The 23029-nt window shown below is 45.6% G+C and carries 25 protein-coding genes and 1 tRNA gene; all 26 read right to left on the minus strand.

The genetic code is table 11. The annotated features are described in order from the left end of the window. Window positions 1-129: 129 nt before the first annotated feature. Window positions 130-1218 carry a prephenate dehydrogenase gene (locus tag AC58VC_RS02515; protein ID WP_497367283.1) on the minus strand — a complete coding sequence of 363 codons (1089 nt, stop codon included), beginning with the start codon at window positions 1216-1218 and terminating at the stop codon, window positions 130-132. A 23-nt stretch (window positions 1219-1241) separates the two neighbouring features. Beyond that, the gene (gene hisC / locus AC58VC_RS02520; protein WP_497367284.1) at window positions 1242-2342 is read right to left on the minus strand and encodes a histidinol-phosphate transaminase; all 1101 of its coding nucleotides are present in this window, start codon (window positions 2340-2342) and stop codon (window positions 1242-1244) included. Between the two features lie 224 nt (window positions 2343-2566). Then, window positions 2567-3376 carry a tryptophan synthase subunit alpha gene (trpA, locus tag AC58VC_RS02525; RefSeq protein WP_497367285.1) on the minus strand — a complete coding sequence of 270 codons (810 nt, stop codon included), beginning with the start codon at window positions 3374-3376 and terminating at the stop codon, window positions 2567-2569. 3 nt (window positions 3377-3379) lie between these two features. Next, window positions 3380-4576 (minus strand): tryptophan synthase subunit beta, encoded by a 1197-nt coding sequence (gene trpB, locus AC58VC_RS02530; RefSeq protein ID WP_497367286.1) that lies wholly within the window; start codon window positions 4574-4576, stop codon window positions 3380-3382. Then, complete coding sequence (locus tag AC58VC_RS02535; protein WP_497367287.1) at window positions 4573-5271, minus strand: phosphoribosylanthranilate isomerase; 699 nt, start codon at window positions 5269-5271, stop codon at window positions 4573-4575. Before AC58VC_RS02535 ends, trpB begins: the two co-directional genes overlap by 4 nt. Window positions 5272-5286: 15 nt before the next feature. After that, a complete protein-coding gene (trpC, locus tag AC58VC_RS02540) occupies window positions 5287-6093 on the minus strand; it encodes an indole-3-glycerol phosphate synthase TrpC (protein WP_497367288.1) in 807 nt (268 codons plus the stop codon). Further along, complete coding sequence (gene trpD, locus AC58VC_RS02545) at window positions 6083-7123, minus strand: anthranilate phosphoribosyltransferase (protein ID WP_497367289.1); 1041 nt, start codon at window positions 7121-7123, stop codon at window positions 6083-6085. Before trpD ends, trpC begins: the two co-directional genes overlap by 11 nt. Window positions 7124-7150: 27 nt before the next feature. Continuing rightward, window positions 7151-8698 carry an anthranilate synthase component I gene (gene trpE / locus AC58VC_RS02550; protein WP_497367290.1) on the minus strand — a complete coding sequence of 516 codons (1548 nt, stop codon included), beginning with the start codon at window positions 8696-8698 and terminating at the stop codon, window positions 7151-7153. A gap of 290 nt (window positions 8699-8988) precedes the next feature. Beyond that, window positions 8989-9375: a chorismate mutase gene (gene aroH, locus AC58VC_RS02555; protein WP_497367291.1), complete on the minus strand. Its 387-nt coding sequence runs from the start codon at window positions 9373-9375 to the stop codon at window positions 8989-8991. A 3-nt stretch (window positions 9376-9378) separates the two neighbouring features. Next, window positions 9379-10473 carry a 3-dehydroquinate synthase gene (aroB, locus tag AC58VC_RS02560; RefSeq protein WP_497367292.1) on the minus strand — a complete coding sequence of 365 codons (1095 nt, stop codon included), beginning with the start codon at window positions 10471-10473 and terminating at the stop codon, window positions 9379-9381. A gap of 1 nt (window position 10474) precedes the next feature. Beyond that, window positions 10475-11638, minus strand: coding sequence for a chorismate synthase (aroC, locus tag AC58VC_RS02565; RefSeq protein ID WP_127451384.1), 1164 nt, complete (start codon window positions 11636-11638; stop codon window positions 10475-10477). Window positions 11639-11877: 239 nt separating this feature from the next. After that, window positions 11878-12042 (minus strand): hypothetical protein, encoded by a 165-nt coding sequence (locus AC58VC_RS02570; protein ID WP_202556524.1) that lies wholly within the window; start codon window positions 12040-12042, stop codon window positions 11878-11880. A 94-nt stretch (window positions 12043-12136) separates the two neighbouring features. After that, window positions 12137-12922: a CheR family methyltransferase gene (locus AC58VC_RS02575; RefSeq protein WP_497367293.1), complete on the minus strand. Its 786-nt coding sequence runs from the start codon at window positions 12920-12922 to the stop codon at window positions 12137-12139. A gap of 127 nt (window positions 12923-13049) precedes the next feature. Beyond that, a complete protein-coding gene (gene ndk, locus AC58VC_RS02580) occupies window positions 13050-13493 on the minus strand; it encodes a nucleoside-diphosphate kinase (protein WP_161408495.1) in 444 nt (147 codons plus the stop codon). Between the two features lie 174 nt (window positions 13494-13667). Beyond that, on the minus strand, window positions 13668-14645 hold the full coding sequence (locus AC58VC_RS02585; RefSeq protein ID WP_497367294.1) for a polyprenyl synthetase family protein: 978 nt from the start codon (window positions 14643-14645) through the stop codon (window positions 13668-13670). After that, window positions 14642-15505: a menaquinone biosynthetic enzyme MqnA/MqnD family protein gene (locus AC58VC_RS02590; RefSeq protein WP_497367295.1), complete on the minus strand. Its 864-nt coding sequence runs from the start codon at window positions 15503-15505 to the stop codon at window positions 14642-14644. The genes AC58VC_RS02585 and AC58VC_RS02590 overlap by 4 nt, the downstream gene beginning before the upstream one ends. Next, a complete protein-coding gene (locus tag AC58VC_RS02595; protein ID WP_497367296.1) occupies window positions 15498-16100 on the minus strand; it encodes a UbiX family flavin prenyltransferase in 603 nt (200 codons plus the stop codon). The genes AC58VC_RS02590 and AC58VC_RS02595 overlap by 8 nt, the downstream gene beginning before the upstream one ends. Then, complete coding sequence (locus AC58VC_RS02600; RefSeq protein WP_497367297.1) at window positions 16097-16972, minus strand: UbiA-like polyprenyltransferase; 876 nt, start codon at window positions 16970-16972, stop codon at window positions 16097-16099. The genes AC58VC_RS02595 and AC58VC_RS02600 overlap by 4 nt, the downstream gene beginning before the upstream one ends. A gap of 7 nt (window positions 16973-16979) precedes the next feature. Beyond that, window positions 16980-17729 carry a demethylmenaquinone methyltransferase gene (locus AC58VC_RS02605; RefSeq protein ID WP_497367889.1) on the minus strand — a complete coding sequence of 250 codons (750 nt, stop codon included), beginning with the start codon at window positions 17727-17729 and terminating at the stop codon, window positions 16980-16982. Window positions 17730-17748: 19 nt separating this feature from the next. Beyond that, window positions 17749-18615, minus strand: coding sequence for a heptaprenyl diphosphate synthase component 1 (locus tag AC58VC_RS02610; RefSeq protein WP_497367298.1), 867 nt, complete (start codon window positions 18613-18615; stop codon window positions 17749-17751). Window positions 18616-18712: 97 nt separating this feature from the next. Next, window positions 18713-19246, minus strand: coding sequence for a hypothetical protein (locus AC58VC_RS02615; protein ID WP_497367299.1), 534 nt, complete (start codon window positions 19244-19246; stop codon window positions 18713-18715). Window positions 19247-19372: 126 nt separating this feature from the next. Then, the gene (mtrB, locus tag AC58VC_RS02620) at window positions 19373-19621 is read right to left on the minus strand and encodes a trp RNA-binding attenuation protein MtrB (protein ID WP_235960061.1); all 249 of its coding nucleotides are present in this window, start codon (window positions 19619-19621) and stop codon (window positions 19373-19375) included. 76 nt (window positions 19622-19697) lie between these two features. Then, window positions 19698-20624, minus strand: coding sequence for a phosphatase PAP2 family protein (locus AC58VC_RS02625; RefSeq protein ID WP_497367300.1), 927 nt, complete (start codon window positions 20622-20624; stop codon window positions 19698-19700). Between the two features lie 96 nt (window positions 20625-20720). Further along, window positions 20721-20794, minus strand: a tRNA-Pro gene (locus AC58VC_RS02630). Between the two features lie 155 nt (window positions 20795-20949). Next, complete coding sequence (locus tag AC58VC_RS02635) at window positions 20950-21222, minus strand: HU family DNA-binding protein (RefSeq protein WP_145655310.1); 273 nt, start codon at window positions 21220-21222, stop codon at window positions 20950-20952. A 247-nt stretch (window positions 21223-21469) separates the two neighbouring features. Beyond that, window positions 21470-22948 carry a stage IV sporulation protein A gene (spoIVA, locus tag AC58VC_RS02640; protein ID WP_145655311.1) on the minus strand — a complete coding sequence of 493 codons (1479 nt, stop codon included), beginning with the start codon at window positions 22946-22948 and terminating at the stop codon, window positions 21470-21472. Window positions 22949-23029 lie beyond the last annotated feature (81 nt).

Below are 23029 nucleotides of genomic sequence, written 5' to 3' on the forward strand. Positions count from 1 at the left end.
ACGATGTCATTATAGCACGAAGTTTTTCATTTGAGAATCAATTTCAATAGAATAAAAGACAAGCTGGTTTCTCCTCTTTTGGGACGTCCTAAAAGAGGAGAAACCAGCTTGTTGATGTACACATTTTTTTTAAACATGTACCGCATAAGGCCCGCTAAGCAGCTCTGCTGCACGATCTGCGTCTTCCTGATTACGGAAAGATAAACGCAAAACGCCAGGCACATCTTCACGACTCTCAATAATTTGGATATTGCTTAAGTTAATTCTAGCATTACCTAATAGTGTTGTAATTTGTCCAATAATACCAGGATGATCTGGAATATCGACATAAATATCAAACAAGGATGTGATCATCCCTTTTCTGCGCTCAGGCAGTTGACTTCTGAACTCGCCAGCAATGCGGAATTGTTCAACGATTCCCTCGCCATCACTATTCTCAATGAGTTCAATGAAACGGGAAATTTCAAGATTCCAATCCGAAAGCAACTTGAGCAGCACCTGCCGATTGTTCACTAAAATATCCCGCCAAATCATCGGCTCGCTTGATGCAATGCGCGTAATGTCTCTGAAGCCGCCAGCAGCCAGATTCTGATATAAAGGGTTGGTTTCGTTATACCCTCTGACTTGGTTAACCAGCGCAACCGCAATAATGTGCGGTAGGTGACTGATAGCCCCAACGATATCATCATGCTCTCGTGCACCGACTTGCACGATCTGGGCTTTCGTCATCCTGAGCAGCTCGGTTAAGCGGTCAACCTCCGCCTGCGGTGTACCCTCTGCTGGGGTCAACACGTAGAAGGCATTTTCAAAAAGATGCGAAGATGCTGCCTCAACGCCATGACGTTCGGATCCAGCCATTGGATGGCCGCCAATAAAGAAAACGCCATCTTTCACCATGGTTTCAGCACTTTCCGTAATGGTTGCCTTCGTGCTGCCCACATCAGTGATGATGCAACCCTTCTTGAGCGGGAGATTCATCAACTGCTGAACATACTCCTCTAGCATCCCAACCGGCACGCATAGGAAGATGTAGTCAGCTCCTTCTACCGCCTCAGCCATGTTCGTTGTTGCCATATCAACCACGTTTCGTTTGAGCAGTTTATCCACGGATTTCGGATTCGGAGAATGGCCGACAACGGTAAAACCCGGTTTTCCTTTGTAACATAAGGCCAGTGAACCGCCGATAAGCCCTACACCAAATATCGCAATTTTTGTCATAAGAGATCAACCTTTAATTTGTATTAGGCTTGAACGGCAACCTCAGCCAGCACTTGCTGCAAAGCTGCAATGAATTTCTCATTTTGTTCGCGTGAGCCGATTGTAACTCGAAGGGATGTCGGGAAGCCAAGCATATGCCCGCCACGAACAATAATTCCTCTACGCAGCAAACCGTTAAATACTTCAGCCGCTGGGCGTCCGACATTAACCATAACGAAGTTACCATGTGCTGGGAAAGCCTGTAATCCCATTTCGTTAAACTGTTCCGTTAAATAATTCAAACCAGCTGTATTCGCCTCGCGGCAGCTTGCGATGAATTCTTGGTCCTTAATTGCCGCTAAAGCAGCAGCTTGCGCAAATCTAGTCGTGTTGAACGGCTCACGAACTTGATTAATGGATCGAATTACATCTGGGTGCCCAACGCCATAACCGATTCGCAATGAAGCCAGTCCGTATATTTTCGAAAAAGTACGCAGTGCAATGACATTGCGGTACTGACCAATCAGCTCGATACTATCCGGGAATTCTCCCGTCGTATTGTACTCACAATACGCCTCATCCAGAACGACCAATACATGCTCAGGAACTTTGGCTAAAAATGCTTTAATTTCCGTGTCCGTATTCATTGTTCCGGTTGGATTGTTCGGGTTACAGATCCAGACGATTTTCGTACGGTCTGTAATAGCTGCCAGCATGCCGTCCAGATCGTGAGTGCCATCTTTCAATGGGATCTCGATGGACACTGCTCCCTCAATCTCACAATTGTGCTTATATTGCGGGAAGGTGTGAGTAGCCATCACTGTTTCATCGCCTTGTACGAGGAAAGCGCGTGCTAGCATTAGAATAACCTCATCGGAACCTGCACCGAAAATGACTTGGTTCGTCGCGACTCCAAGGTACTCAGCCACTTCTTCTGTCAATTGAACGGCTCCGCCGTCCGGATACAAGCTGATGTTAGCGATTTCCGCTTCAATTGCTGCTTTTACTTTTGGCGAGGAGCCAAATGGATTTTCGTTGGATGCGAGTTTAATCACTTCCGTTAATCCTAGCTCTCTTTTTACTTCTTCAATAGGTTTACCCGGTTGATAGACCGGCAAATGTACAATCGTTTGTTTCGGTTTCATTGGTAGCCACCTCATCAATTAGTTGTCCGAATTTTGTAATTGTCCCACAAAACTAGTAGCGTTGTAAAATGTGGTTCCTTTTATGTAGAAGGAATATTGCTTTAGCCACTCATTTGAGACAAAAGTCTCGATGATCAACACATTATAGTGTACTGCTTTAACGCTTAACAGTAAATAGGTAATTTTTAAAAAATCCCCCTAGACAATTGTCTAGAGGGATTTCATTATTTGCCTTTTAGCTGGCCAACAAAGCCGCCAATTTGCATCAGCCCTTCTGGATGAGCAGTATCTTCTTTAAAATGATGCAGTACGCTTTCAATCGAGCGAACAATGGCACTCCCTACAACAACACCGTCGCACAGCTTCTCAAACCGCTGAACTTGCTCCCGGTTCGAAATACCGAATCCAACGACAATCGGTACATTCGCCGCTTCCCGCACCGTGGATAGAAATTCCTCGATCCCGCCGAAGAATTCAGCCCGCTCACCAGTTACGCCTAGTGAAGAGACACAGTAAACGAATCCTCGAGCTCCAGCTGCGATGCGCTTAACACGTTCATTCGATGTCGGTGCAACTAATGGAATCAAATGGACACCATAGGTTTCTGCAATCGCTCTAGTCTCACTATCTTCTTCTAGTGGAAGATCTGGAATGATGATTCCACTAATTTCATTTTCTTGCATTGTCTTGAATATGCGTTCTAGACCGATCTGCAGGACAGGGTTGTAGTAAGTGAATAGAATGAATGGCAGTTTAGAGCCTCTGCTCCGCGCCTCACGCGCAACATCAATTACGTCAAATATCGTAATTTTACGAAGCAGCGCACGTTCAGATGAGCGTTGGATGACAGGACCATCAGCTAGTGGGTCCGAATAAGGCACACCAAGCTCGATCAAATCAGCTCCAGCCCGCTCCATTTCAAGAATAAGCTCTAATGAAGCTTCAATCGATGGATCACCAATGGTTAGGAAAGGGATCATTGCTGTTTCCCCCCGCTCTTTAAGCTCAGCAAAACGCTTATCAATTAGGTTCATGACTTATTCCCTCCCTGTTCCAAGATAGCTCATTATAGATTCCACATCTTTATCGCCGCGTCCGGATAGGTTAACGACAATAATTTGATCCTTGGACATCGTTGGAGCTAGTTTTACGGTATGTGCAATCGCATGAGCGCTCTCTAAAGCTGGAATGATACCTTCCGTACGACTCAACAGCTGAAGTGCATCAAGTGCTTCTTGGTCAGTGATTGGAAAATAGGTCGCGCGCTCGATATCTTTGAGATAGGAGTGCTCAGGCCCGATACCAGGGTAATCCAATCCAGCAGAGATGGAATGAGCTGGCAGCACTTGCCCGTATTCATCCTGCAGCAGGTAGCTCAGCGAGCCCTGGAACACACCAGGTGAACCTTTGGTCATCGTCGCGGCGTGCTCTTCCGTATGGATACCGCGCCCAGCAGCTTCTACGCCGATAAGTTTAACTGTTTCATCCTGAACAAACGGGTAGAAGATCCCCATGGCGTTACTGCCTCCGCCTACGCAAGCGACAACGGCATCCGGCAATCTGCCTTCGGTTTCTAGCATTTGCTCGCGTGACTCGTCGCCGATAATGCGCTGAAAATCACGTACCATCATCGGATAAGGGTGAGGTCCTGTAACGGAACCGAGGATATAGTAAGTATCCTGCACATTACTGACCCAGTAACGCAGCGTTTCGTTACACGCATCTTTCAGCGTACGAGTACCTGAAGTAACCGGAATGACTTCAGAACCAAGCAATTTCATACGAAAAACGTTCAATTGCTGTCTCTTCGTATCTTCTTCGCCCATGAATACTTTGCATTCAAAGCCCATCAAAGCAGCAACCGTTGCCGATGCAACACCGTGCTGACCTGCACCAGTCTCAGCGATGATTTTCTTTTTCCCCATCCTTTTTGCAAGAACGGCTTGTCCGATGGTGTTATTAATCTTATGAGCACCTGTATGATTCAGGTCTTCTCGCTTTAAGTAAATTTTGGCTCCACCTAACTGTTCAGAAAGTCGCTCTGCGTAATATAGGGGAGTGGGTCTACCGGAGTATTGCTTTTGCAAATAACGAACTTCAGCAATAAATTCCGGGTCATCTTTATATTGGTTATACGCTTCTTCCAGCTCAGTCAAGGCGTTCATCAATGTTTCTGGTACGTAACGGCCGCCGAATTTGCCGAATCTGCCGTGTTTATCAGGTACTTGCGTCACTTTCCGGTCACCCTTTCCACAAATGCGGTAATTTTCGCAATATCTTTGACACCATCTGTCTCTACACCGCTGGACACATCCACGCCGTCAGGACGATAGGCTTCCACTAATTGATCCACATTGTCAGGCTGCAATCCGCCTGCTACTAACAATTTGACGCCTGCCAAACGAGCCCACTCCTGATATGCGGGAATGCAGTCCCAAGCAAAGGTTTTCCCAGATCCTCCCCCATACACGGGATCAAAAGTATCTAGTAATACAGCATCAACCGATCCGATATACGGATCTAGTTGAGCAGCTACTTCTGCGCTTGAAGGAATCTTATTCTCCGATCTGGAAATGGATACAGACTTAAACACCTGAACTTGGAAATGTTCACGCACCCATTTGCAAAATTCCGGAGTTTCCTGGCTGTGTAACTGAACGACATCGAGTGGAGCAGCAGCCATGATTTCAGTCAGCTGTTCCTTGCTCGGATTCACGAATACGCCGACTGTTAGCGGCACGGAAACACCATTATCCGCTTCATTTTTCAGGTATGAAATAAGCTCCCCAGCCCTGTCTGGCTTGACTTGACGCTTGCTTGGAGCAAAAACAAAACCGAGATGATTAATTGGCAAATGTATGATTGATTTTAACACTTCAACGCTTTGAAGTCCACAAATTTTAACCGTTGGAATCGTGTCTGCAGGCATCCTGTTCGCCTCTTTCTAAGCCATCTGACTCGTTGTTTTCACAATCGGACCCATCAGATCATGAACCGCTTGCTCAATACCGGGCTGACGCATAAAATGTTCACCGATCAACACGGCTTGTGAGCCGATTTGCTGCAAATAGGCCATATCTTGAACCGTGGAGATTCCACTCTCGCTGACGATGGTTTTGCCTGCCGGAATGAATTGAATCAACTCTTCCGTTGTTTTCAAATCGGTAACAAAAGTCTTCAAGTTCCTGTTGTTGATGCCAATCATTTGGGTATCTAACTCAAGCGCGCTCTCCAGCTCTTCACGGTCATGTACTTCAACCAAAGCATCCAAACCTAGATCACTCGCAAGTGACAGATACTGCTTCATCTGGTCAGTGGTCAATATCGCTGCGATGAGTAAGATCGCATCTGCGCCAATCAAACGTGCTTCATAGATTTGCTTGGGATCGATGGTGAAATCTTTGCGCAGCAAAGGCACACCTACTGCTTGTCGTACAGCCTTCAAGTACTCGTTGCTCCCTTGGAAGTAATCCACATCCGTAAGCACCGAGATGCAATCAGCACCTGCTCGTTGATAGGAACTTGCCAACAATACCGGATCAAAATCTTCACGGATCAAACCTTTGGACGGGGATGCTTTTTTAACTTCGGCAATCAAACCTATCGAACGATTTTTACGTGTCGTCAAAGCTTTTTCAAAACCTAAGCAAGGCGACATCTCCGAAATAACTTTCTCCGCTTGTGCAATGGAAAAGCTGCTCATTGCTTCAACTTCCGCTCGTTTAGTGGCAACAATTTTATCAAGAAACATGGCATAATTCTCCTGTGAAATGGATTAAGTCGTTCAACTTTTGTTCCGCACGGCCCGAATCAATAACGTCAGCCGCAAATTTAACCCCTTGCTGAAGGCTTCCAACATGACCCGTCACGTAGAAGCACGCGGCTGCATTCGCGAGTACGATATCGCGATGAGGCCCTCTGTCGCCAGCAAAGATATGACGGATGATCTCTGCATTCAGTATCGCATCCCCGCCGCCTACATCCTTAATACTGTGAGCCCGTAAGCCAAGATCATCAGGCGTAATGGTATATGTGCTAATCCGATCTGTTTTCAACTCCGTTACTTTAGTTGGCGCTGAAATACTGAATTCATCTAATCCATCTTCACTTGCTACCACCAAAGCCCGCTTCAGCCCTAGCGCTTGCAGTGCTTGCGCGACTAACTCCGTCTTCGTGCGGTCGAAAACGCCCAACACTTGACGATCCGCTCCCGCAGGATTGGTAAGCGGGCCTAGCAAATTGAATACCGTGCGGAAACCCAACTCCCGGCGCGGTGCCGCAACATGCTTCATGGATTGATGATACGCTTGCGCGAACATAAAACAAATGCCCGTTTTGTCTAAGCATTGTGCCGCTTGCTCGCCGCTTAGCGTAATCTTCACGCCTAGGGCTTCCAGCACATCCGCACTGCCGCTTTTGGACGACATCGCCCTATTGCCATGCTTCGCTACTCGAATGCCTCCCGCAGCCGCAACAATTGCTGCTGTCGTCGAGATATTGAACGTCTCTGCACCGTCACCGCCTGTACCGCATGTGTCCAGTAGATCATGCTGCAGCACATTCACCTGCATCGCCTTGTTCCGCATCGATTCAGCGAATCCCGTAATCTCTTCCAGCGTCTCCCCTTTAATGCGAAGAGCCGTTAGCAGACTGCCGATTTGGGCAGGTGACGCCAGCCCTTCCATAATTTCCGACATTACGCCGCGCGCTTCCTCCCGGGAAAGATCGCTGCCGCTAATCACTTTGCCAAGCGCTTGCTGTATCTGAATAAGTCCACTCATGACATTCATCCTCCTCTACTTCTTCCCTTAAGAGTTAACAAAGTAGTCTTTGTTAATATCGCTTACCGGTCTCGGCTCTGGACTGAACATGGCTTCTGCCATCCGAATCGATTTGAGCAAAGCTGTCGCTTTGTTCACTGTCTCCTGGTACTCGCTTTCCGGTACTGAGTCCCAAACAATGCCTGCGCCTGCTTGCACATAGGCTTTGCCATGCTTGAAAACAATCGTACGAATCGTGATACATGTGTCCAAGTTCCCTGAGAAGCCTAGATAACCAATAGCCCCTGCATAAGTCCCCCGCGCTTCTGGCTCCAGCTCAGCAATAATCTCCATAGCTCGCAGTTTCGGCGCTCCAGACACCGTCCCTGCTGGCATGCAGGAAAGAAAAGCATCGAAGAAATCTTTGTCTTTCGCAATTTTTCCGGATACGTTGGAAACGATATGCATGACGTGTGAGTAACGCTCAACATCCATGAATGTATCACACTTCACTGTTCCAAACTCCGATACTCGGCCAATGTCATTACGGCCTAAATCTACTAACATCAAGTGCTCTGCGCGTTCTTTCTCATCCGCTAGCAGCTCTTTTTCTAGAGCTAAATCTTCTTCCGGCGTCTTACCGCGAGGTCTTGTTCCGGCAATCGGGCGCGTTTCCACTTTTTCCTCTTCAACCCTTACAAGTAATTCCGGTGATGTGCCAACGACGACTTCATCATCCATTTTGAGCACATACATGTAGGGGGATGGATTCATTGTCCGAAGAACCCGGTACACTTGCAGTGGTGAGACGGTTGTTTCCATTTCAAAGCGCTGTGACAGCACAACCTGGAAAATGTCACCGGCACGAATGTATTCCTTCGCTTTATTCACGTTGGCAATGTACTTTTCCTTCGTGACATTAGAGCGAATATCACCTAAATCCGGCTCCAATACAATCGGATTATGTGTCATCGTTTCCGTACCGAGTGGTCGCTTAATCTTCTCGATCGTCGCATCGATTTTCTCACAAGTAGCTTGATACGCCTTAGCGATATCTGCATCTGTGGCAAAAGGCTGTACATGCACGTTAGCAATCACTTTGATCTGCTGTTTGAAATGATCGAAAACGATCACTTGATCACAAAACATGAATTGAATGTCGTTCATTTGCAAATCATCAATTTGATGAGCAGGCAGCTTCTCATAGTATTGCAGAAGATCGTATCCAAAGAATCCGACAGCCCCACCCGTGAACCTCGGCAGATCCGCAAGCTGAGGACTGGAGTAGGATCTTAGGTACGCCTTCAACACATCGATTGGTTTCTCATCCGTAACCTTATTTTCGGTTTGTGTCTCAATGACCGTCTTCCCATGTTTGGCCTTAATCATCAGGAAAGGATCGCTTCCAATGAAGGAATATCGAGCCCATTTCACGCCGCCCTCAACGCTTTCTAACAGGAACGCACGCTTTTCTTGGTACAAGTGTTGAAAAACACGAATTGGGGTTTCTGTATCAGCTAATAGATGACGTACCACAGGAATGAGGTTATAGTCTTTGGATAGTCGAATCACTTCTTGAATTTCAGGTGTATACATGGTAACATCCCCTCTCAGCTTGTGAGCCTTCCGTCGTCTTCCGAGGTGCTCCAAACTCTAATTGAATAACAAAAAAGCCTCTACCGAAGTAGAGGCTGGCTTTTAGTTAAATGTAGAAGATTAAGAAGAATGTGAAAAATAAACGTTGAATGTATGACGAAACAGACGTCTCCGAATGAGTCGTGTCCATCTTCATACAAACTTCAGTTATCTTTTCTCATCTCATCTGGGCTCTGCTCTACTCAACTAAACTCTGCTCTACTTACCTAATCTCATCTAACTCCACTATACTACCGTGCAGCTTCATTTGTCAATTTAACAATATCAGGGCGAAGTGCTTTTGCTTCTTTCAAATAAATATGATTGATTTCCGATTGGCTCTTCGTTGTGTTCACCTGAACCATAAGACGGATGCATTTCAGCAATGAATTTTCAACCGGAACTTCTAATGAGCACATCAGCGGCACCAGTTCCCATCCAACCATTGTACGAATGGCCCGTGCAGGGAACGTTGCTGTAATGTCTTCTGTCACTGTAATAAAAACCGAACAAATATCTTCTGGGCGAAAATCATTCGCCTCTACGATGGCACGAAGCAACTCTCCAGTTGCGGTTAGAATTTCTTCCGCTTCATTGTGTTCAACTGTCGTTGCGCCACGAATTCCCCTACAGAACATCGGCTATCCTCTCCCTTTTAGAAGCTCGACAATTTGTCTAACTTGCTCCACTGTAACATCCTTACGGATTTCAACTTTACCAATTTCCATAGGAATAATGAAGACCATTGTGCCTTCTTTAAATTTCTTATCGTACATCATTGCGCTCATAATGCTATCCGTATCCAAATGCGGAGGAATGCTAATAGGCAGGCCGTATTTCAGGAACAGGCCCTTGGTTACTTCATGGATTTCCTCGGAATAACCGAACTGCTGAGCAAGCTTAGAAGCACCAACCATTCCGATTGAGATTGCTTCTCCATGCAATAGCTCGCCATAGCCAGCTACAGCTTCCAGAGCATGACCGATCGTATGCCCCAAATTTAAAATTGCCCGCAAATCGTTCTCACGTTCATCCTGTGAGACGACAATAGACTTCACTTTACAGCCTACATAGAGCGCATAGCTTAGCGCTTCCGGATCAAGAGACAATAGCTTCTCCGCATTGTCGTCACACCACTGCGTGAAGGCAGCATCCCAGATCAAGCCATGCTTGATCACTTCAGAGAGGCCCGCCTTCACTTGGCGCGGCGGCAAGGTCAGAAGCAAGTCGATGTCGAAGAGAACGAGCTCGGGCTGGTGGAACGCCCCGATGATGTTCTTCGCCATCGGATGGTTAACAGCTACCTTGCCGCCGACAGAGCTGTCGTGGGCAAGGATCGTCGTCGGGATCTGCACGAAGCGGATCCCGCGCATGAAGCTCGCCGCCGCGAAGCCGGCGAGATCGCCGACCACGCCTCCTCCAAGGGCGACGATCGCAGAACTGCGATCAAGGCCCGCCTGGAGGGCGGAGGTGACAATTCCCTCGAGCTGCGCGAGGGATTTGGATGTTTCGCCTGCGGGAACGACGCAGGCGGTTGCGCTGAAGCCGCCTGCGCGCAGCAGCGCCATGACGCGCTCGAGGTGCCGTGGAGCCACCTCGCTATCTGTAACAACGAGCAGCGGTGACTTACGGCTGAGCTTCGCGCGGTCGAACAAAGCCGTGATATCGTTCAGGACACCTTGACCAATGTAGATCGGATAAGAACGTTCGCCAAGCTCTACCGTGAGCTCTCTCATATTAGTAGTTCTCCACTTGTTTCAAAAAGTTGTTGAGATTCGCACGAATTTCCTCAATGGAATCCCCGCCGAATTTATCCAAGAAGGCATTCGCAACTTCCCATGCAATGACGTTTTCCATGATGACGCCCGCAGCTGGGACTGCGCAAGTATCGGAGCGCTCAACCTGCGCTGTGAATACTTCCTTCGTATCAATATCAACGCTTTGCAGCGGTTTGTAGAGTGTCGAGATTGGCTTCATAACACCGCGCACGATGATTTGCTCGCCAGTCGTCATCCCGCCTTCGAATCCGCCTGCACGATTCGTTCTGCGTCTAAAGCCACTTTCTTCTGTGTATAAAATTTCATCGTGGACATTCGAACCTCTGCGCTCAGCAGCTTCAAACCCAATTCCGAATTCCACGCCTTTGAATGCTTGAATAGAAAGTACCGCTTGCGCAATTTTACCGTCCAATTTGCGATCCCATTGCACGTGGCTGCCAAGTCCTACCGGCACGCCTTCAATGATGACTTCAACGATACCGCCGAGTGTGTCGCCATCCTCTTTGGCAGCGTCAATAGCCGCGATCATCTTGGCTTCTGCTTCTTTATCAACGACACGTACAGGTGATTCCTCGGTAATTGCAATCAGTTCATCAATCGGAAGCTCTTGACGCTGTGCTTCTACATCCCCGATGCGAATCACTTGTCCAGCAACCTTGATTCCGAACTCTGCCAACAACTGGCGTGCTACAGCCCCAGTCGCTACGCGCATTGTCGTTTCGCGGGCACTTGAGCGCTCCAAGATGTTGCGCAGATCTTTTTGATTATATTTGAGACCGCCATTCAGATCAGCATGTCCAGGACGAGGACGGTTCACGCGGCGTTTGCCTTCGTTATCCTCTTCGACTGGCTCAATGCCCATTACAGTGGTCCAGTGTTTCCAGTCATTGTTGACAACAACTAGCGCAATCGGAGCCCCCGTTGTTTTGCCATGACGAACACCGCCTGCAATCGTAGCCGTATCTTTCTCAATTTGCATCCGACGACCACGGCCATACCCTTTCTGACGTCTATGTAATTGAAAATTCAAATCCTCAAAGTTAAGGGTTACATTACTTGGAAACCCTTCAATAATCGCAGTGAGCTGCGGTCCATGTGTTTCGCCAGCCGTTAAATATCTCACAATCCGTTACCCCCTAAAATTTGGTGAAGCCATCACTTATAAGTGCTGTCAAGATGAAGTTTCTGCCGTTTCACCTTGAAATTGTTTCAAACGCTTTAGCGCTTTGACGCGCGATTATCTTTTAGTCATTATAGTATAGGTACTCTGGTTTGGCAACAGCACAAACGCAAAAACACGCTTCGCTTATAAGGGGTATTCCCTTAAGCGCAAGCGTGTTAACATCTGCTCAGGAGCAAAGATTACCCGTGCATAGGCTGCTTTTGGACAACTCTTGGAAGTTCTGCCAATTGCGGGTCATTCATCAAACCCATGATTTGCGACGAATCTACGCCCAAAATTTGTGCACATTCCTGAATGGAAATCATTCCCCTGCGATAAGCGGTTATCACTTTGCGTTTGTCCATAAGAGCCCCCTAAGAGTGCATCAGTTTTATCTACTGTACCTCATTAACGTTCACTGAGTTTGCTACATCTTAGTATTGGAATTTATGGAAGATCTTATACGCCTTTTTTCCGATAAAAGAAAGTATCTGCCGGTTCTAAATCATATTGCCCTGGTGAAAAGATTTGTTCGGTGGACCCTACGAACAGCAATCCCCCAGGCTTCAGTGCTTTTGAAAATTTCTGATATAGCACATGCTTCGCCTCTTCAGTAAAGTAAATAATCACATTTCGGCAAACAATCAAATCAAATCCGGTGTCAAACGTATCGACAAGCAGGTTTTGCTTTTGAAACTTAATTGGCTTTCTTAGCTCATCAGAAACATGATACATAAGTTGATCTTGCCGGAAATATTTCGTGACATACTTCTCAGGCACATCTCGTAAGGAACGGTCGAGATAGGCTCCTTTACGCGCCTTATCCAGGGCGCCTTCATCGATATCCGTTGCAAGCAAATGGACATCGCTCAAAGCCCCTTGCTCCGCCAAAATCATGGCTAATGTATAAGGCTCCTCCCCTGTAGAACAGGCAGCGCTCCAAACCTTGAGCCGGCGATTCTTTTTGAGTATCTCGGGAATGAATCTTGATTCCACCAGTTCCCATCGATTCGGGTTCCGCCAAAACTCCGAAACATTGATTGTCATCCGATCCAGAAATTCATAAAAGAGTTCTTTATTTTTCATCATGGCATCAAAAAAGGAAACAAACGTTTGATAACCACGTTTCATTCGAAGTGTTGTCAGACGTCTTTTCATTTGTGCCTCTTTATAAAGAGCAAGATCAATGGACGTATGTTCTTTTACTTTTTTTATAAATAACAAAAAATCCTGATCTTCTTCCATGCTGCCACCCACCTTGGTCATTGTCTAAGTAACATACATTCTTTCATTCCTTGCCAAAATCCTTCAAATCACGACAAAAAAGAACCTGCATCCGGTAAGATGACAGGTTCTTAAAGTTTCTATAAAGCTAAATCCACTGCTGAATGACTTTTGTATATTCAAGGAGCTCGTCCGCTTTAAAGAAATTGCCGATCTCACGTTCAGCGCTTTCCGGCGAGTCAGAACCATGAATGAGGTTAAAATTCGTATGTACCGCATAATCGCCACGGATTGTACCTGGCGCTGCTTCCAGTGAATTCGTTTTTCCGATCAACGTGCGTGATAAAGGAATAACTTGATCACCCTGCCACACCATTGCAAACACAGGTCCGGACGTAATGAAATTAACGAGCCTTTCATAAAAATCCTTGCCTTCATGCTCGGCATAATGAAATGCGGCTTGTTCTCTCGATACCATCGTTAATTTGCTGCCAATTAATTGAAAGCCCTTTTGTTCAAAGCGCTTTACAATTTCACCGATCAGGCCGCGCTGTACGCCATCCGGTTTCACCATCAAGAATGTTTTTTCCATATAACGATATCCTCCTTAGCGTTTTCTTTAGAAAACTTGCTTCGTAAGCATCTACTGAGTTTTCGTTAGAAAACTGACTTCCATCGTAGGCCTATACGCCCAACAGGGTTAAATCTTATGTATTCCCTCTTAGTTTACACTTTCTGGCAGCTTTTCTCAAATTGCAAAATTCCCTTAATACGATCGATTGCCTATGAAGTGTGCAACCTCAATCAAATCTTTTTTTGCTTGCACATTCGGCAGCTGATCCAAGGAAGCAATCGCCTTGTCAATGTATTTCTGCGACAGCGAATCTGCCATAGCAATGCCTTCGCTGTGACGAATTATTTCCAAGAAGCGGCTAACGTCTGTTTGGCCATCTAATTTATGTATGCGATCTAATTCAGCCATAATAAGAGGTTTAAGTACAGGATCCTGCATAGCAAACAGGACAGGAATCGTAATATTGCCTTGCTTCACATCGGACCCTGGCGGCTTCCCGATCTGCTTCTCGGTCCCAATAAGATCTAGAATGTCGTCCCTGATTTGGAACGTCATGCCAACGTTATAACCAAATCCATATAGTTTATTGCTGATCCAATCCGGTGCTCCTGCAGCCATTGCCCCTAATTGACAGGAAATAGCGATAAGAAGTGCTGTTTTGCGTCTAATCCTCAATAAATAATCGCGAACCGTCTGCTCGGAGTGAAAAAAGAACCGAATTTGCTCCATTTCACCAATGGACATTTCTACAATTGCCTTAGACAAGATCTGATGCACCGCTGGCTTGTGGATTTGCGTGATAACCCCTAACGCCTTAGCAAATATGTAATCTCCTGTATACATCGCTATCCGATTATCCCACTTCGATCGGACCGTTAACTGCCCGCGCCTTGTATTCGCATCATCAATGACATCATCGTGAACGAGCGAAGCCATATGTATGAGCTCCAGCGGCACCGCTACGTGCTTCATCGTTTCTAATTGATAGTTTCCGAATTCACCTGAAAGGAGTACAAAAACAGGACGAATTCGTTTCCCGCCGGCTTTCAATAAATGACTCGATGTTTCTCTCAGCATAGCGTGATCGGAATATACGCTTTCCTCGAGCGCCTTTTCAATAGCGGCTATATCTTTTTTCTTTCTTGAATAAATATCCAATAAATTTTTCATTCTGTCACCCGTGCCACTTTATTCTCAGACCATAAAGCGATATCTACCGGCTTCGGCAGGAAACCAAGTTCATAACAATACTTGTAATAGGAAGCGAGTCCATCCCACTGTTCCGGGCCAAAATCATAACATAACGTATGAAAATAATGATGCCAATAGGTAGCCGTACCGCCAACGGAAGCTTGCGCCTCCTCAATCATTTCTTCCGGATTACTGTGGGCCTTGGCTTTACTAGCCATGAACGCATTAAAAACATCTGTCACAAGCTCCGGATACAAGTCTGCCGTCTCCTTACGTATTGCCCATACGGCAAAAGAAATCCATTGTCCTGTCCATTTCGCCCATTCTTGCCCAAGATCCGTAATCATATACGTTTTATTGCGCCAACTCTCTTTGATCGCATCATCTCCGATGAGCAGCGCTCCATCCCCAAGTGCCATCATCTGCTCGACATTCGGAGTTGCATATTCATACGTGGGTTTCCCCTCATAAAATTTCTCAAGTATGATCTTGAGCAAATTTACCGATGTAGCTGAGGTTGTAGGCAGCAAAATATGCCCGTTCGCAATCTCGCGGAGCGGTTTCTCATGAAACAATAGGATGGAATTGACTTCACCATATGCGCTAACTGAAAGATCTGGATACAACAAGTAATTCTCAAAGGACTCTCCATAAGCAAAGGAGGAAATAGGCCCCATATCAATGTCTCCAGCAGCCATAGCTTTATTGAGCGAGGTCGGAACCTGCTCAATAATGTCTACCTCGGATGTGTTCATAAGTTCAGGAAAATAGTAATAGATCGGCCAAACATTTGTATAATTGATACGGCCAATACGAATTTTTGGGTCAGAACTACTCATGGATATCACCCCATCTTCGGTACAAGGAATGCTCAATGTCCATGCTGTCCAGCACTTTGCCTACTAAAAAATCGACCATCTCCTCAATGGAGCGCGGACGATTATAAAAGGCTGGCATAGCCGGAAGCATACGTACGCCCATTCTAGACAAGGTCAGCATGTTTTCCAAATGTATAGCATGCAATGGCGTTTCCCTTGGAACCAGAATTAATTTTCTTCCTTCTTTCAGCATGACATCTGCTGTACGCTCTAATAAATTATCGGATGAGCCATGCGCGATACCAGATAACGTACCCATCGAGCAAGGGACGACTACCATCCCTTTTGTCCGAAAGGATCCACTGGCAACAGTTGCTCCAATATCAGCAATTGGATGGTGCTCGAACGAGCCTGTACGGCCGCCAAAATGCTCTTGCAGCATTTCTTTGCGCTTGCTTACCTGCCAGTCGAGCTCATCATGCAGCACTCTCCAGCCAGCCTCTGTGATGATCAAATGCACATCCAAGCCTTGATCCAGCATGACCTGGCACAAACGAACACCATAAATAGCACCGCTTGCCCCAGTAATCCCTACCACCCAATTGCCGCCGCTCATAAGTACTCTCTCACAAGCACATCAAGCAGTGTAAAAGCAAACATCACAAGACTAAGCACACCGTTCATTGTAAAAAAGGCTGTATTCAGCTTGGATAAGTCCTGAGGTGAAACCAGTCTGTGTTCTTTGTACAAAATGAAATAAGCAATGACAAGTCCTACTAAATAAAACCAGCTTAGATGTGTCATGAAAAATAAGGTTACAAGACCAACCGCTGTCAGTACGTGCAAGATACGGGCTGTGTTCAGTGCTGCCTTAATACCAAAGCGGCTTGGCAAAGAATGAAGTCCTTCATTGCGGTCAAATTCAGCATCCTGACAAGCATAGATGAGATCAAACCCAGCACTCCAGCAAACTACTGTTAAATAAAATATAATGGATGCCCATGTGAATTGACCCGTTACAGCAATCCAGCCACCAAGCGGGGCGAGTCCTAAAGTCAATCCAAGCACAAAATGACATGTCCATGTAAATCTTTTGGTATAAGAGTAAAAGACAAGAAAAAACACTGCGATAGGCAGCAGTTTCATCGATAACGAACTTAGATTGGAAGTTGCCCAGAAAAGTACAGCAAATGAAATAATAATATAAATAATGACCTGCGGAATAGAAATTAAACCAGCGGGTATTGCGCGATTTTCGGTGCGCGGATTTTTCTTATCAATCGCTTTATCAATCACACGATTAAGTGCCATCGCAGCGGTTCTTGCTCCCACCATCGCTAATGTAATCCAGCCGATTTGAGCCCAGCTTGGCAAATGTCCAGTTAATACTACGGAGCCCAGAATCGCTCCCATGAATGCAAAAGGCAGTGCAAATACACTGTGTTCAAATTTAATCATTTCCAGAAAGATTTTTAGTTTAGTAAACATATGCGCATTACTCTCCTGATTTCGTATTCCCCTTGGTGCCAATATGCAAGGCCGCAACCCCACCTGTTAACGGGTAAGCCTGCACACTCTTCAATCCTAGGTTGGTAAATATGGCTGCTAATTGTTTGTGGTCGGGAAAATGAATTAATGATTCCGGCAGCCATTTGTACTGTTCATACTTCTGAGCAATCATCTTACCTAAGAAAGGCAGGACGCGTTGGAAATAAAAATAGTAGATTGACTTAAACGGCTGCCATGTCGGTTTGGACAATTCTAGAGACACAACTAGCCCTCCTGGCTTAACGACACGCTGCATTTCACGAATGACTTGCTCCAAATCGGGTACATTACGGAGGGCAAATCCAATCGTTGCATAATCAAACGTGTTATCGTCAAATGGAAGACTCATTGCATTGCCTTGAATTAACTCAATCTGCTTGTCCAAGTGCAGCTGTTTAATTTTCTCTGCACCATAGTCCAGCATATTTTGGCTGAAATCAAGCCCCACCATCTTACCAGTGCCACTTGCCTTAGCAAGTGAGATGGTCCAATCACAAGTTCCGCAGCATAAATCGATCGCTGTCTCACCAGGCTGAACATTCATCTTCTTCATCGTAAATTTACGCCAAGCTTTGTGCCTGTTGAAGCTTAAAATATTGTTCATTAAATCATATTTTGGCGCAATGCTTTCGAAGACGGAGTGGACGAATTCTTCTTTAGTTTTCGAGTTTTTAACGGGTGTTTTCGTTTTTGTCATATTCATCTGTCAGATCACCTCAAATTTCTTCCAGCACTTTGGGCTGCTTGGCTAAAAATCGCAGGAACGGCTCGCCTATGTGAAACAGTTCACTTATTAGTTTGTCCGATTCAAGCTGCTTCACTTTGGCTTGCAGCAGCTTTGTCTGAGAATCCAGCATTTGATACAGTTGCGAAGTTATATGATATTTGTGCATCAGTGTACGGACTTTAGCTTGATCCGATTCCTCCGTTTGAAGCTGTTTCCGCTCATCCTTCGTACCATGCTGCAAAATGTGCCAGAAGCCCCAGCTGCCCTTGAAATCCGCAGCAGATTCTAGTCGGAAAATCTCTTCAAAAAGCACTTCACATTTCGTATAACTTCTCAGAATCTCCGGCCAAGCTTGGTCATACACCTCAGACATGAATTCCGAGAATGACAAAAAAAGCTGAGATTTAATCTCCACCGTTTGGTGAATGTAATCTTCTGCTGATAATTTCAATTGCTTCATTTTCATGTACGTATTCATCTTTAACCTGTTGACATCACAAATGGCATTCGACAATTGCTTAATCATGTCAATTTGGCCGGCACCGGCAAGGAGATGATAGAAGCGAGAACTGAAATAATCCCCAGCAAGAACCTTAAGCTGTCTGGATCTTGCGGCCTTTTTCTCTTTGATGTCATTCGAAGCTGTAACCAATTCATGCGTGTCAAGCGCAAGCTGCACAAGCGAGGTTGCTAGCGTGTACAACTCACTAGAGGAGCTCAGTTTACTATTTCCGTTCAAGAATGCAAACAACAGACGCGTGCGCAGCTCCGGGAAATCGGGCAAGTCTGTGTGAATTTGGATCATATCATACTCCGTGTACTGCTTGGCGATCTCTGGGATCCGATAAGAATTCATGCAAAAGCCTCCGTAACCGTGTGCCAAATCTCATTAATGTTGGTCAAGTTTCAATTCAAATCATTATATCATAACACGTAAAGAGAAGCACAATTAATTATAAGGGATATCTTTGCTGCCATTTCGAGGTGTAAGTAATGCGAAACCGATTCTGCAACTCCTGTTCAAGTTGGATAAGGCTGAGGTCATTTGCGCTCTTCTCCATATCCTTCCCAGATTCACGCTCGGCAACCATGGCGAGTACAAGCTGCGTTGATGCATTGTCAGACACGTTGGAATAATCAATGACCCGAACCCACACTTGATTCACATTTTTTGTTTTCAACAGCATGGTCTGAGCGATCGTGTATAAATCCCGGTAGACGGCTGCTGAGTCCGCATTTTTAGGTAAACTCAAATCAAGCGACATTCGGGTGTTCGTCAACTCGACTTTGCGAATCCGCATTTGCAGAGGTACTTGTACGAGTAAGTCCGGTAAATTATTGTCCGTAACCTGCCCAACTCGGTTGCTTGGCCATCGGTAAGGGGAGCTTAATCCCAATGAACTATCCATCTTGGGCAGTAAAGACAAACAAACGACTATGACAATAGATACCGCTAACGTCATAACGATGCGCATCGACCATCTCATATCATATTGCACCTCCTGGCTAATCAGCAAGAGCAAATCGGACTATAAAAGTTGCTTCTGTTACAAGCTCTATACACCATTGTACAAAGAAAAAAAGCAGGCTATGCCTGCTTTATCAATAATAAATTATTCTTCGGTATCTACAGTGCCGTACTTCGTAATGATAAGCGCTTTTCCTCTGACTTTAACTGCGGAAGTGTGCTCCGTAAACTGGGCAATCATAACCTCGCCCTTGTCCAGTTTCTCCGTATGATGAAAGCGTGTATCTTGACCGCGTGTTAATCCAATTACATGAACACCGTTGTCTTTGGCTTTAATAACGAAATATTCATTGCCGTTCGTATTCGGTTGATTCATTTTGCTCGTGTCGTCCATTTCCATCCTCCGTTCTTACCTTCGCTTCATGTCCTTACCTAATGATGCCAAAAAAAGCATCCCTAAGTCAACTAGCCTAGATTGAAACTTCTTTCGAAGTCGTTTGCAGGCCATTGCGGTAATATTTCTTGAATCTGGCTGGCAGTACGCGAGTAGAACCCAATCGAATGAGGAAATCCGATAATTTAACCGTTCCATATGCAAATAGCATGCCGGCAAACACATCAATTAACCAATGAATTTGCAGATACAGCGTTGAGAAAATGATCGAAGCGCAATAAGTCACCATCATCGTTTTGAAAATACGATCTTTTTCTCGTAAGGCCAGAAGAAGCATGGCAAATGAAATCGAGGTGTGCATACTCGGGAAACAGTTCATTACAGCTACAAGCAATGAGTTTTGATCCGCAAATACACGATTTAACAAATCCGGCTGCTTATTCACATACCACACCTCGTGCAACAAAATCAGGTTGTAGAATGGCAAAATCAGCGGAAATTGCAGCATGTGACCGGATAATGCGTACGAAAGCATTTTCTTAATACTACGTGTCCAGAAACTTCTCACAATACAAATCCATAAAGATAAAACGAAACCGTAATTATAAATCCAAACCATGGCTTTATCTAGTCTAGGAGTAGCGATCCACCTCGCCCATCCGCCAGTGTTCAGAGGAATCGCATTCATATAATCATCCCAGTGCCAGGGATGGCGGTTATTTTCAAACATCCAATTAGCGATTTTCCACCAAAATCCGTTGCCGGATCCATAGAAATAATAAAATACGCCTAGCAGCGGGATGCCGAAAAGAAAAAATCGCTTCCAATCCACATCAATTTGATCTTTACGTACGCCTAACAAGCAAACTAACAGCAAGATCCAACATTGTTTACTCCAGTTCCCAACGACACCAATTCGCCAAACCAAGTAAATCGAAGCAATAATACCGAACATTGTCCAATCTTGCGACTTTACTAGCTCGCTGAGTTTCCCCTTATTCAAGACTGTTCCCCCTAAATCATCTAAGAAAGTACTTATAACTTGGAACAAGCCTCTTCAAGAGAAAAAGACATCGGACTTTCGATGTCTTTTTCATAATCGGAGTAACACGATTCGAACGTGCGACCTCACCCACCCCAAGGGTGCGCGCTACCAGGCTGCGCCATACCCCGTCTGTAGCCCCAGGCTCATTTATTCACTTTGTAATTATATTAGGAGATTTTCGAATTGTAAAGGCATTTTCTGCCTATAAATGAATAAAACCGTGACAGCAAAATGCAGTCACGGCTTCGTTGTTATATAACGTTCAATAGTATGTAATACGCAATTATTGAATGCCATCTTTAAGTGCTTTACCAGGTTTGAAAGCTGGAATTTTGCTTGCTGGGATTTCGATTTCATCACCAGTCTGTGGATTACGTCCTTTACGAGCGGAACGTTCACGAACTTCAAAGTTACCAAACCCAACTAATTGTACTTTATCCCCGCCTTGTAGCGCTTCGGAAATTGCTTCAAAAACAGCATCAACTGCTTTCGTTGCATCTTTCTTGGAAAGCTCAGAGGTTTCAGCAACCTTGTTAATCAATTCAGATTTATTCATGCCATTCACCTCCCCCCAAGATTTCTTACTTCCGTTACTTCCTGTTTTCACCGTTTCGTCAGAAAATATACATGATTCCATGAAAAAACGTTGATTTTCTTAGTAAAAATGAACATCGAAAGCAGACGAATAAATTCATAGTAATATACTACGACATCAATTTCAAGTATCGCTTTCCATTTTATGTGGGTATTTTTGCTATAAAACGACAAAAAACACTCTTGCGAGTGTATTTTTGTCTACTTTCTTACAAAATTATGGCAATTAAACCGCCGGATCCCTCGTTAATAATACGTCCAAGTGTTTCTTGCAATTTGTACCGCGCGTTGTCCGGCATTTGAGCAAGCTTGCCTTGAATACCTTCACGCACAATCGAATGCAGGGATCTTCCAAAAATATCGGACTCCCAGATTTTGAGCGGGTTATCTTCAAAATCCTGCATCAAATAGCGGACAAGCTCTTCACTTTGCTTCTCAGTTCCAATAATCGGGGAGAATTCGGACTCGACATCTACCCGAATCATATGAATCGATGGCGCGGTTGCCCGTAAACGGACACCGAACCTAGAGCCTTGACGAATCAATTCTGGCTCATCCAGCGCCATCTCTGCGAGCGTTGGTGGTGCGATGCCATAACCGGTTGTTTTGACCATCTCCAGGGCCTCTGCGAATTGATCGTACTCTCGCTTGGCATGAGTGAAGTCCTGCATCAATTGCAGAAGGTGATCTTTGCCGCGAATTTCAACACCAACCACTTCCACCAAGATGCGATCATAAAGCTCATCAGGAGCAAAAAGGTCAATCTCGGCAACGCCCTGCCCCATACTTAGTCCGGCGAGTGCCGCCCTATCAATAAATTCATATTCAGCAAACTGGCTGACGACTCGATCTACGTCGCGCAAGCGTCTAATATCTTGAACCGTATCACGTACGGAATTTTCGAATTGAGTACGCAGCCAATGATTCTCGTCTAGAACCATGACCCAGCTTGGCAAATTCACATTCACTTCATGAACAGGGAACTCGTAGAGCACTTCACGCAGGACGGAGACCATTTCTTCTTCGCCTGCACTAGCTACACTCATCGTTACAACGGGTACATCATAACGGCTTTGCAGCTCGCTGCGCAGCTCAAGTGCTGGTTCGCTATTTGGCTTCTGAGAGTTAATAATAACGATGAAAGGTTTGCCCACTTCTTTCAGCTCATTAATCACTCTTTCTTCAGCCAGCACATAAGATGACCGTGGGATATCCGAGATTGTGCCATCGGTTGTCACCACAACACCTAGTGTTGAATGCTCCTGAATCACCTTGCGAGTTCCGATTTCTGCCGCTTCCTGGAATGGAATCGGTTCATCGAACCAAGGCGTGTTGATCATTCGTGGTCCGTTTTCGTCTTCATAGCCTTTGGCGCCATCAACTGCATAACCTACACAATCAACAAGGCGCACATTCACATTCAGCCCTTCGGCCACGGAAATTTGGACCGCCGTATTCGGCACGAACTTTGGCTCCGTTGTCATAATCGTGCGGCCAGCAGCGCTCTGCGGGAGTTCATCGGTAGCCCGGATCCTATCCGCTTCGCTTTGAATGTTCGGCAGCACTACAGATTCCACAAAACGCTTAATAAAGGTTGATTTTCCTGTACGGACTGCTCCAACAACCCCCAGGTAAATGTCCCCTCCCGTTCGTTCTGCAATGTCCTTAAAGATATCCACTTTCTCCAAGAGAATCCCTCCTACAGTTTGGTCGTCAACTGACTTTTGAGACGTTAACAATTGACTACTCGTACATTCATTTGGACTAGT

Source organism: Paenibacillus sp. J22R67, assembly GCF_059692175.1.

What these genes read in the sequence shown, in the direction of transcription:
- AC58VC_RS02600 (WP_497367297.1), bottom strand. Translation starts at nt 16,972, where the DNA reads ATGTTTACTAAACTAAAAATCTTTCTGGAAATGATTAAATTTGAACAC.
- aroB (WP_497367292.1), bottom strand. Translation starts at nt 10,473, where the DNA reads ATGAGAGAGCTCACGGTAGAGCTTGGCGAACGTTCTTATCCGATCTAC.
- AC58VC_RS02535 (WP_497367287.1), bottom strand. Translation starts at nt 5,271, where the DNA reads ATGCCTGCAGACACGATTCCAACGGTTAAAATTTGTGGACTTCAAAGC.
- AC58VC_RS02515 (WP_497367283.1), bottom strand. Translation starts at nt 1,218, where the DNA reads ATGACAAAAATTGCGATATTTGGTGTAGGGCTTATCGGCGGTTCACTG.
- AC58VC_RS02585 (WP_497367294.1), bottom strand. Translation starts at nt 14,645, where the DNA reads ATGAAAAATTTATTGGATATTTATTCAAGAAAGAAAAAAGATATAGCC.
- trpE (WP_497367290.1), bottom strand. Translation starts at nt 8,698, where the DNA reads ATGTATACACCTGAAATTCAAGAAGTGATTCGACTATCCAAAGACTAT.
- AC58VC_RS02615 (WP_497367299.1), bottom strand. Translation starts at nt 19,246, where the DNA reads ATGAGATGGTCGATGCGCATCGTTATGACGTTAGCGGTATCTATTGTC.
- hisC (WP_497367284.1), bottom strand. Translation starts at nt 2,342, where the DNA reads ATGAAACCGAAACAAACGATTGTACATTTGCCGGTCTATCAACCGGGT.
- AC58VC_RS02635 (WP_145655310.1), bottom strand. Translation starts at nt 21,222, where the DNA reads ATGAATAAATCTGAATTGATTAACAAGGTTGCTGAAACCTCTGAGCTT.
- AC58VC_RS02595 (WP_497367296.1), bottom strand. Translation starts at nt 16,100, where the DNA reads ATGAGCGGCGGCAATTGGGTGGTAGGGATTACTGGGGCAAGCGGTGCT.
- AC58VC_RS02575 (WP_497367293.1), bottom strand. Translation starts at nt 12,922, where the DNA reads ATGGAAGAAGATCAGGATTTTTTGTTATTTATAAAAAAAGTAAAAGAA.
- trpD (WP_497367289.1), bottom strand. Translation starts at nt 7,123, where the DNA reads ATGAGTGGACTTATTCAGATACAGCAAGCGCTTGGCAAAGTGATTAGC.
- AC58VC_RS02590 (WP_497367295.1), bottom strand. Translation starts at nt 15,505, where the DNA reads ATGAGTAGTTCTGACCCAAAAATTCGTATTGGCCGTATCAATTATACA.
- trpC (WP_497367288.1), bottom strand. Translation starts at nt 6,093, where the DNA reads ATGTTTCTTGATAAAATTGTTGCCACTAAACGAGCGGAAGTTGAAGCA.
- aroH (WP_497367291.1), bottom strand. Translation starts at nt 9,375, where the DNA reads ATGTTCTGTAGGGGAATTCGTGGCGCAACGACAGTTGAACACAATGAA.
- AC58VC_RS02570 (WP_202556524.1), bottom strand. Translation starts at nt 12,042, where the DNA reads ATGGACAAACGCAAAGTGATAACCGCTTATCGCAGGGGAATGATTTCC.
- mtrB (WP_235960061.1), bottom strand. Translation starts at nt 19,621, where the DNA reads ATGGACGACACGAGCAAAATGAATCAACCGAATACGAACGGCAATGAA.
- trpA (WP_497367285.1), bottom strand. Translation starts at nt 3,376, where the DNA reads ATGAACCTAATTGATAAGCGTTTTGCTGAGCTTAAAGAGCGGGGGGAA.
- AC58VC_RS02605 (WP_497367889.1), bottom strand. Translation starts at nt 17,729, where the DNA reads ATGACAAAAACGAAAACACCCGTTAAAAACTCGAAAACTAAAGAAGAA.
- ndk (WP_161408495.1), bottom strand. Translation starts at nt 13,493, where the DNA reads ATGGAAAAAACATTCTTGATGGTGAAACCGGATGGCGTACAGCGCGGC.
- AC58VC_RS02610 (WP_497367298.1), bottom strand. Translation starts at nt 18,615, where the DNA reads ATGAATTCTTATCGGATCCCAGAGATCGCCAAGCAGTACACGGAGTAT.